General features: G+C 69.2%; 10 protein-coding genes. 7 read left to right on the forward strand and 3 right to left on the reverse strand.

Translation table 11 applies throughout. The features are described 5' to 3' along the window. Positions 1–731 precede the first annotated feature (731 nt). Positions 732–1,244 (reverse strand): hypothetical protein, encoded by a 513-nt coding sequence (locus AB0367_RS38310; protein ID WP_366231432.1) that lies wholly within the window; start codon positions 1,242–1,244, stop codon positions 732–734. A 309-nt stretch (positions 1,245–1,553) separates the two neighbouring features. Further along, the gene (locus tag AB0367_RS38315; RefSeq protein ID WP_366231433.1) at positions 1,554–1,802 is read right to left on the reverse strand and encodes a helix-turn-helix domain-containing protein; all 249 of its coding nucleotides are present in this window, start codon (positions 1,800–1,802) and stop codon (positions 1,554–1,556) included. 73 nt (positions 1,803–1,875) lie between these two features. Here AB0367_RS38315 and AB0367_RS38320 point away from each other — a divergent pair, with 73 nt between their 5' ends. The 6 genes from AB0367_RS38320 to AB0367_RS38345 all read left to right on the forward strand — a co-directional run bounded on the left by AB0367_RS38320 (position 1,876) and on the right by AB0367_RS38345 (position 7,782). Beyond that, positions 1,876–2,397 carry a PadR family transcriptional regulator gene (locus AB0367_RS38320; RefSeq protein WP_366231434.1) on the forward strand — a complete coding sequence of 174 codons (522 nt, stop codon included), beginning with the start codon at positions 1,876–1,878 and terminating at the stop codon, positions 2,395–2,397. After that, complete coding sequence (locus AB0367_RS38325) at positions 2,394–3,083, forward strand: ABC transporter ATP-binding protein (protein ID WP_366231435.1); 690 nt, start codon at positions 2,394–2,396, stop codon at positions 3,081–3,083. The genes AB0367_RS38320 and AB0367_RS38325 overlap by 4 nt, the downstream gene beginning before the upstream one ends. Further along, complete coding sequence (locus tag AB0367_RS38330; protein ID WP_366231436.1) at positions 3,080–5,299, forward strand: FtsX-like permease family protein; 2,220 nt, start codon at positions 3,080–3,082, stop codon at positions 5,297–5,299. Before AB0367_RS38325 ends, AB0367_RS38330 begins: the two co-directional genes overlap by 4 nt. 509 nt (positions 5,300–5,808) lie before the next feature. Next, positions 5,809–6,171 carry a hypothetical protein gene (locus tag AB0367_RS38335; RefSeq protein WP_366231437.1) on the forward strand — a complete coding sequence of 121 codons (363 nt, stop codon included), beginning with the start codon at positions 5,809–5,811 and terminating at the stop codon, positions 6,169–6,171. Positions 6,172–6,367: 196 nt separating this feature from the next. Next, positions 6,368–6,718 carry a helix-turn-helix transcriptional regulator gene (locus AB0367_RS38340; protein WP_366231438.1) on the forward strand — a complete coding sequence of 117 codons (351 nt, stop codon included), beginning with the start codon at positions 6,368–6,370 and terminating at the stop codon, positions 6,716–6,718. Between the two features lie 56 nt (positions 6,719–6,774). Then, entirely contained in the window at positions 6,775–7,782 is a 1,008-nt protein-coding gene (locus tag AB0367_RS38345) for a hypothetical protein (protein ID WP_366231439.1), read from the forward strand. A gap of 214 nt (positions 7,783–7,996) precedes the next feature. On the opposite strand, the gene AB0367_RS38350 is transcribed toward AB0367_RS38345, so the two are convergent. Then, positions 7,997–8,449, reverse strand: a complete 453-nt coding sequence (locus tag AB0367_RS38350) for a hypothetical protein (RefSeq protein ID WP_366231440.1) — start codon at positions 8,447–8,449, stop codon at positions 7,997–7,999. A gap of 110 nt (positions 8,450–8,559) precedes the next feature. On the opposite strand from AB0367_RS38350, the gene AB0367_RS38355 reads away from it, so the two are divergent. Then, on the forward strand, positions 8,560–8,886 hold the full coding sequence (locus AB0367_RS38355) for a hypothetical protein (RefSeq protein ID WP_366231441.1): 327 nt from the start codon (positions 8,560–8,562) through the stop codon (positions 8,884–8,886). The last annotated feature ends 89 nt before the right edge of the window (positions 8,887–8,975 follow it).

Here is an 8,975-nt window from a genome sequence, read left to right on the forward strand (position 1 = left end):
CCCCGATCAACTACGAAAACAACATCCGAACAGCACCAGCTACGCTGGCGCCAGCCGCATAAACCCCGTGTCCAAGATCAGGGGTCAAGCCCCGGTGTCGTGCTTGAGGAGTTGGTGCGACGAGCGTGCAGCGACGGCCCTACGCATGTGGTCGCTCCGCTTCGACCGACGTGGAAGCACCGCTACCCGATGGTGTCGATGGCCGAGTACGCCGGATGGAGTCGCGGACGGACTCTCGATCGATCCGTGGATCCGCACCCACCAGCGCATGGGGGCCCGGGTGCTCTGTCCAGCCCCGCGGTCGATGGTGATCGAAGGAACCGTCGCTGAATGGGAGAGCTGGGCGGACATGGTGTTTCCCGTCACCGGGGAATATGTAGTCCCCGCAGCGCTCAATCTCGTGCTGATTGACCGGGAACGGGACCGCGGCGTATACGTCGAGGAAAACCTGTGGGTTCAGCACAGATGAACCCGGCGTCAAACCCGTAATGGGACGACCTGCGCCGGTTAGCCAACGAGTGCTGACCGCGCACATCTGCCGCAGGTGTTGAGCGGCGGCGCGACCGGGCCCATCACAAGGAGTGACGGGTCAAGGCAACGCCAAGGTTTCCGGTTCTGCCGGTGAGCGAATGCTCGTATCGGACGCGCATCGCAAGCGATAGTCGAGGAAGAGGATGGATCCACGAGCGCGCTGCCGAGAACATGCGCCCGGGCCGGCCCGCACAGCGTCGTCACGGCCAGTACGGCTGGGCCTGTTCCGCCGCGCGGGCGATGGCACTTCCGTCGAGTGTGGTGGCGATGGTGCCGATGCCCATGCTCGGCCACTCGATGACGAACTCGAAGGGTTCCGGCGGCGGGAGTGGCCAAAGCCAGAGCTGCTGGTCGCCCTGGTAGCTCCGGTCGGAGCTGCTGGATCCGCCGCCTGTCTCGATGAGCATGGGAGGGTCCGGCCGGTCGGTGGGGTGCTCCCGGCCTCGGAAGGCGTTGGCGATCGTCGTGGCCGTTGAACCGTCAGGAAAGCGGACACCGAACGCAAGGGCAGCGTCGGTCGGTGTGGCGTATGGATGTTGCCCGGTAAGGCTTCCGAGGAGGCGCTCCCATGCGGACTGCTCCAGCGGGCCTCGCCGGGCGGCGATGTGCAGGGCGAAGGTGCAGCCCTCCCGGAAGGCGACGAAATGCTGCAGCGCGACGACAGCATGGGCCGCCCTGGCGACGAACTGCTGGATGGGTGCAGGGTGGCCCACGATGCCACTGGGCGGCCCGACCAGGCAGCGTCATTCATCTCCCCACGGTCTACAAGATCCGCTCTTGTCGAGGCGTTGAGGACGGAACCGGCTGACGGCAGGTCATTACTGGCGCTGGGCCTCGAAGTGGTGCTTCATCGATGGCTGGTCTTCGCGGGAGGCTACGAGTGCGCGTCCAGGTAGTACTCCCAGCCAGGGCCGACCTCTCCTGGGTTCGGTCGGGTGCGGCGGCCGTGTGCCGCTCGCGGCGGGTGCGGTAGACCTCGGTCTCCAGCGTGTCGAAGCGGTGCTGCCAGCCGGACGGTTGCGTCAGCCGCTCAAGCCATCCGGCCAGCTCGTCGAGCGGTGCGGTGACCAGCGTGTAGGCGCGGCGGCGCCCGCGGCGGTGTCGCGCACCAGACCGACTTCGCGCGGCACCAGCAGATGGCGGCTGACGGCGGGCCGGGTGATCGCGAAGCGGTCGGCGATCTGGCCGGCGGAGCGCGGCTCGTCGCGCAGCATCAGCAGGATCTCCCGCCGCATCGGATCGGCGATCGCGCCTGCCACCGCTTCCCGCAACGCCCGTCGCCCGACACTGTGCTGGCCAAGGACGTATACGCTCAGCGTATACGCTCAGCGTATGGTGCCTAGTGTGAACGTCCCCCTGACGCTGCTGGGTCTTCTTGAGCGTGAGCCCAGTCACGGCTACGAGCTCAAGCGCGACTACGACCGCCTCTTCGGCCGTGACAAGCCGCTGTCATTCGGCCAGGTCTACGCGACCCTCGGCCGGCTGGCCCGCGACGGCAAGGTGGTGATCACCGAGGAGCCCGGCGACGGCCCGGACCGCAAGCGGTACGTCATCACCGACGCCGGCGCGACGGACGTCGACAGTTGGCTGACCCAGCCGGTCGAGCCGGAGCCCCACCAGCAGACCGTGCTGTTCGCCAAGGTCGCCCTCTCGCTGCTGCTCGGCCGGCCCGCCGACCAGTACCTCGACACCCAGCGCTTCGCCCACCTCAAGCGGATGCAACACCTCACCGAGGCCAAGCGCAACAGCGGCCTGGTCGACGTGATCCTCGCCGACCACGCCCTGTTCCACCTGCAGGCCGACCTGCAGTGGATCGAGGTCACCGTCGCCCGGCTCGACGCGCTGGCAAAGGAGATCGGGCGATGACGGCGCACGTCATCGAGGCCCGCGACGTCAATCTGTCGTTCGGGCCGACCCCGGCCCTGCGCGGGGCCACCGTGTCGGCCGCTCCCGGGGAGATCCTGGCGGTCATGGGGCCGAGCGGCTCGGGCAAGTCGACCCTGCTGTTCTGCCTCGCCGGCATCCTGGTGCCCGACTCCGGCGAGATCCGGTTCGACGGCGCGCGGGTCGACACGCTGGACGAGACCCGCCGCAGCGCGCTGCGGCGGGACCAGTTTGGCTTCGTGTTCCAGTTCGGCCAGTTGGTCCCGGAGCTCACCGCCGAGGAGAACGTGGCGCTGCCGCTGTTGCTGGCCGGGCTGCGCCGGAACAAGGCGATCGAACAGGTGCGGCCCTGGTTCGAACGGCTCGGCCTGGACGGTCTGGAGGGCCGGCGCTCGGGCGAGCTGTCCGGTGGGCAGGCGCAGCGGGTCGCCCTCGCCCGCGGCATGGTCGCGAAGCCACAGGTGCTGTTCGCGGACGAGCCCACTGGCTCGCTCGACTCGCTCACCGGCGAGCAGGTCATGTCGCTGCTGGTGGACGCCGCGCGCGAGCAGGGTACGACGGTCGTCATCGTCACCCACGAGGCGCGCGTGGCCGCGTACGCCGACCGTCAGGTCGTCGTCCGCGACGGCAACGTGCACACGCCCGCCACCGAGCCGGTGGTCGCATGATCCGCTTCGGGCTCCGCCTCGCGCTCGCGGGCGGCCGCGAGGCCGCGGCGCGACTGATCATCATCGCGGCGGCCGTCGCGCTCGGTGCCGGCATGCTGCTCGCCGCCGTCTCGGGCATCCACGCGGTCGACGCGCAGAACGCCCGTTACACCCATATGAACGCGACGACCGGACCGTCTGGCGCCGACCCGGTCTGGTGGCGCACCGAGCTCGACGGCTTCGCGGGCGAGGACATCTACCGCGTCGACGTCGCGGTCACCACCGCCAACCCGCCGGTCGTGCCCGGCCTTGCCCGGCTGCCCGGTCCAGGCGAGTTCTACGCCTCGCCGGCCCTGGACCGGCTGCTGCGCAGTGTGCCGCACGAGCAGCTCAAGGACCGCTACCCGGGCCGCGAGGCCGGCGTCATCGGCGCGGCTGGCCTGCCGTCGCCGGACACGCTGATGGTGTTCGTCGGCGGCACCGCCGACGAGGTGTCCAAACTGCCCGACGCCCATCAGGTGAACGAGCTGATGACGAGCACGCCGAAACACTGCGACGGCACCTGCGTCTCGGGCATCCCGGCCGCCGGGCTCGACCTGGTTCTCGGCGTCGTAGCCGGTGCGTTGATCTTTCCTGTGCTGATGTTCATCGGTACTGCCACCCGCCTGTCCGCGTTGCGCCGCGAACAGCGCTTCGCCGCCATGCGGCTGGTCGGCGCGACGCCCCGGCAGATCTCGATCATTTCGGCGACCGAGTCGACGGCGTCGGCGTTGATCGGCACGGTGTGCGGGTTCGCCCTCTTCTATGCCGCGCGGCCGGCGCTCGCCCAGATCCCGTTCACCATGGCCCGTTTCTACCCCTCCGACCTCGCGGTGAACGCCGTCGAGATCGCAGCGGTCGCACTCGGAGTACCGCTGGCCGCCGCCATCGTCGCCCGACTCGCCCTGCGCCGCGTGCAGATCTCGCCGCTCGGCACGAGCCGCCGGGTGACGCCTCGGCCGCCGCGCGCCTACCGGCTCGTCCCGATGCTGGTCGGCCTGGCCTGGCTCGGCCACCTGGTGCTGCAGCCCGCGAGCGTCCCGCACACCTCCGTCGGGCAGGTCGCGGTGTTCCTGCCCGGCTTCCTCGTGGTCATGGCCGGGCTGGTGATCGCCGGTCCGTGGCTGACCATGGTCGGCGCCCGCGCGCTCGCCCGGCGGACCAGCCGGCTGGCAACCCTCATCGCCGCGCGCCGGCTCGCCGACAATCCGAAGGCGGGCTTCCGCGCGGTCAGCGGCCTCATCCTCGCGCTCTTCGTCACCACCGTGGCCGTCGGCGTGATGGGCACGATCAACGCCGAGCGCGGTGTGTCGGCCAACCCCGATGCGGGGCGCAACCTGATCCAGCAATTCAACGAGCACACAGGTGGTGCGCTGCCGCCCGCCGATCTCCGCATTCCGTCCGGGCTCACCGCCGTTGCGGGGGTCAGCGGCGTCATCGTCACCCGCCAGCCGCCCGAGGGCAGCTTCGATCCGAACAGCCCCCTTCCGCCCCAGCTCGCGTTGTGCTCCGAGATCGCCGCCTCGCCGAGCTTCGGGCACTGCGCACCCGGGGCGCGCGTGGCGTGGGTCTGGAATGACCTGCTGTTGGACGGCCGGTCGTGGGCGCCTCCGCTGACCGAATGGCCGGCCGCCGACGCTGATCCCGCCGCGCTGGAGCGGATGTCCGTCGCGTCGATCGTCGTGGGCACCGACGGCTCCCGCGCCGCGGTCGAGGGCTCGCGAACGTTGCTGGCCAACGCGATACCGCAGCGGTCCACGCCGTACACCCAGGCTGAGGACGCGGGGTACAAGAACAGGCTAACCCAGCAGTGGCAGCAACTCGCCGACGTCGTCATCCTGGCCAGTCTCGTCATCGCCGGCTGCAGCCTCACGGTGAGCGTCGCCGGCGGGCTCAACGACCGCAAACGCCCGTTCAGCATCCTGCGCCTCACCGGCGTGCCGCTCGCCGCACTGCGCCAGGTCGTCGCCCTGGAAAGCGCCGCGCCGCTACTCGCCGCGGCCGTGGTGGCCATCGCGACCGGCCTGGCGGGCGCCCAGCTGTTCCTCAGGGCGCAGATGCATTACACGCTGCACCCTCCGGGCATCGGGTACTGCCTGCTCGTCGTGTCCGGGCTCGCCGCATCACTGGGCATCATCGCCTCCACGCTGCCGGTGCTGCGCCGGATCACCGGCCCCGAGACCGCCCGCAACGAGTGACCGTTGCGGATTCCCCGCCACCGTGTGCTCGACAACATGTTCTTCGACCGGCTCTGCCATCTGGACCGCCGCGACGTTCGCACGGACCTCGATGCGGACGGCAGCCGACCCTGCGGGCCGGCTGCCGTCCGCGTCGAGGTGGTCCGCCATCAGCACGACCGACGCAGGTGGCGCATCGTAAGCAAGGTTGTGGCGGGCGGCCAGGGTGGCGGTGCTCGAAGGCGATGACGGCCCTGGCGCAACGGGAACCCGGGCCCGATCGCCTTACGATTTTTAGCTTGCCGTCCGATCGCGAGTTGATCGATGAAGGCAGACGGCTGCGGCTGCTGGCGGATCGGGAAAGTTCAGCGAAGCCGCCTGCCGAGTGACGTCCGCTCATGCCACCGTCAGTGCGCGGCTTGTGGTGCATCGCCACGAGGCGTGCCATCGCGGAGCGTGGTTGGTGCGGGGCCGGTCAAGCGTCCCGCCGCGGCGGCGCAGCCAGCACCGTCAACAGGGATCTCGTTTGGTTGTTCGAGGCTGAGCCGACCTACCTGGACGCAGATGACGAACGTCCGGCCGAGGGCCGGTACGGCTGGCGTTATCCGTGGCCGTACGCATCGGTGACCTTCCGGGCGGTCCGGGCCGGATACGAGATTGAGTTGGACATCGAGCCAAGCTACGAACAGGTCCGGTTGCGACTGCGGGCCGCAGCAGGCGGTCCTGACCTCGTGCATCTCGATCTCGCGGGTGTCCGTACCGTCGGGATCGACCGGACCCACGGTCATCAGCTGCTGCGGGTCGACTTCCCCGACGATGCGCCGGCCGCCACGCTATGGCTGCACATGAAGCCCGACGTCGTCCTGCAGTGGTCGTACGACCCCACGAGCTGACCCGACCACGCACGGACATCGGCAGTCCGGGCGCCCGTCGGCGCCGAACGCAGGTTACGAAGCGTGACAGCTTCGGGCAGCCTGGTGCGCTCGGTCGGCGGTAGATGCGTGCACCAAGATCGCGGATCGAGGATTTGTTTGGTCGCGGGCGGTGGTGGCGTTCCGTTATACCTTCGCAGCCGATATATTGGTCCGCGTGGAAACCCCACTGCGTGAACCCACATTCCTGATCCTCACCGCCCTCGCTGGCGAGCCGATGCACGGCTACGGCCTGATCGCCGAGGTGGCCCGGTTGTCCGGCGGCCGCATCTCGCTGCGGCCCGGCACGCTGTACGGCGCGCTGGACCGGCTGGTCGACGCGGGCCTGGTGGGCGTCGATCACGAGGAGATCGTCGAAGGCCGGCTACGCCGCTACTACCGGCTCACCGAGCCGGGCGGCGAGCTGCTGGCCGGCGAGACGGAACGCATGCGCCGCAACGTCAAGGCGGCAACCGCCCGGCTGCGCGCCGCCAAGGTCGCGCCCCGCCCGAGCCGGAGATTCGCATGAGCCTGCCGCAAAGCCAGCCGGACCGCCCGGAAGGGCATCACCAAGGACGTCCTGCGATGACCGATCTCGAACGGCGCTATGCGCGCTGGACGGCGCTGTTCTATCCGGCCGAGTATCAGCGGACGCGTGGCTCGGAGCTGGTGGACACCTACCTGTCCCTGGCCGCGCCCAACCGTAGGAGACCCTCGCGGGCCGACATCGCGGACCTCGCGGCCGGTGGGCTGCGCCAGCACCTACGGACCGCACTCGGCCTCGGCCCCGGCTTCCGGCTCGCCGGCCTGCTCGCACTGACGACCACGAGCGCGTTCGCGAGCGGGTGGGCGATCTTCGAGGCGCTGGCACCCATAGTGTTCCGGTCTAGGCATACCGGGCCTTTCATGTCCCTCGGGGTAGCGGCGTGGGCGGTCTGGTTGCTGACGGCCGTCGTGTACGTCGTCGCTCCCGGCCTGTGGTTTCGTCGCCTGGCGGTCCTCGCCGTGCTGGTCACCGCCGGTGTCGTGCCGGCCGCGATGCTGACCGGAATACCCCGCCCACCGCTGATCGTGCTGCTGCCCCAGCTCGTCCTCGGTATCGTCGCGGTGGGCGCCGCCACACGGCACCGCCGGTGGGTTCGGCTGACGCCGCTCGCCGCCGCAGCATTGACCATGCCGGTCACCGTTGCCGCGGAACTGCGCCTGAACTTCTACGGCGACTACTATCTGCCCGCCGCTACGGCATTGCCAGCCGCAGGGGCGACGCTGCTGATCGGCGTGACGCTGCTCGCGCTCGGCCTGGCCGCCCGGCACGACTACCGCGGTGTCTGGGCGCTGCTGATCCTGCTTACGCCGATCGGCATGTTCGCACTGAACCCGCTCGGTGCGATGCTCGAAGGCACCGGCCCCGGCCGGCCCCAGGTCCCGATGTGGTCGTCCATGGCCGCCGTTGCGATCCTGGTTGCCGTAGTGGGATCGGCGCTGCTGGTGCTGGCCCTCGCTGCAAGAGGTCGACGCTCGGCAGGTGGCCGGTCGCTGCCCGCCGAGGCGGTCCATTGCCCAACCTGCGGCGCCCCGTCAAATTCCACGTAGTCCACGACACCTGAACCGGACGGTGGTCGGAGGCTGGTGCGACCTCGGACCACGCGCGACTCGCGGCATGACCGGATGTTGCTGGTTGGGTTCGATCAGTCCGACTTGAAGGTCCACGCAGTGGGCGCTGTGTCGCGGGTGCGGGCGAATGCCTACCGCACGGTGGTGTCGACCAGCGTTGTTAAGGCGTGGAGCTCGGCTTGGGCTGCGTCGATCACCGTCGCGGTGGGCCGGTGCATCTCGCCGGTGTAGCGCTGTGCGATCGCGGTAAGTGCGGGGATGGGCGTAGTCGTGCGGTCGATGCCGTCGACAGTCTCGAGGGGCCGACGCCGTTGGCCAGCAGCCACAGGTAGTCGCCGAGGTCCCTGGCAATCACGTGCAACTCGCCCTCGGAGCCCAGGAACACGATGGGCTGGGTCTCGATCTGGGCGTCAGCAACGCGGATCCAGCAGGCAGCCAAACCACCAGACCCATCTTGTCCGAAGACTCGGAACGGCGCCGTGCCCGCGGTCGGGTTGCCGGTCCAGGATCGCCACCACTCAAGCGTCTCGACGGACCACACGAACTCGTCGTACGGCTGGAAGTCGCGACCGTCATGGTCGTCGAAGAAGCCTTCAATGTGGGCTGCGGCCAGCGCGGCTGGCAACGTACGGTCCTCGCCTTGCACCAACGAAGTCTATGAGGTCGGCGACTACGCCGGCGCAGCGACGCATCCTGCGCACGTGATCAAGCGGGTCCGTTGGTCGGCCTCGAGGCGGGCTTTGACAGACTGCCCGCATGCCGTATGAGCGTGGCCGACGATCCCGGCAGACTTCCACCTTCATGCTCGATCCCGATGTGCGTGCCTTCGATGAAGTGCTCGCTACGAGCATCGACGGCATCGCCTGCTGGACCGCGGAATCCGGCGAGGGCGAGGGGTCACTGACGATCCACTGGTCGCTCGGCGAAGCGCTTGCAACCAGCGGCATCCAGGCTTCCTGCGGCTCGAGGGCGAGGCGGCAGTGGCCGGCCTGCGGATCCAGCCTCGGCCGTTCAGAGTGGAATTGGTTCATTGAGGGCGATGAGGGAAAGGTGCGCCTGAACTGCAAGGATGTGAGTGTCTAGTGTCTCGTGATCCTGCTGTCGTTACTTCGAGTTGTTGTCGACGAGTTGCTTGATGCTGGTCTGGACCCAGCGGACCTTGGCGAGGATCT

The organism is Dactylosporangium sp. NPDC051484, from assembly GCF_040689395.1.
In the GTDB taxonomy this organism is placed as follows: Bacteria; Actinomycetota; Actinomycetes; order Mycobacteriales; family Micromonosporaceae; genus Dactylosporangium.

Bases quoted from the DNA above. Each gene is read 5' to 3' on its own strand.
- AB0367_RS38325 (WP_366231435.1), top strand. From the start codon at position 2,394: ATGACGGCGCACGTCATCGAGGCCCGCGACGTCAATCTGTCGTTCGGG.
- AB0367_RS38355 (WP_366231441.1), top strand. From the start codon at position 8,560: ATGCCGTATGAGCGTGGCCGACGATCCCGGCAGACTTCCACCTTCATG.
- AB0367_RS38330 (WP_366231436.1), top strand. From the start codon at position 3,080: ATGATCCGCTTCGGGCTCCGCCTCGCGCTCGCGGGCGGCCGCGAGGCC.
- AB0367_RS38345 (WP_366231439.1), top strand. From the start codon at position 6,775: ATGACCGATCTCGAACGGCGCTATGCGCGCTGGACGGCGCTGTTCTAT.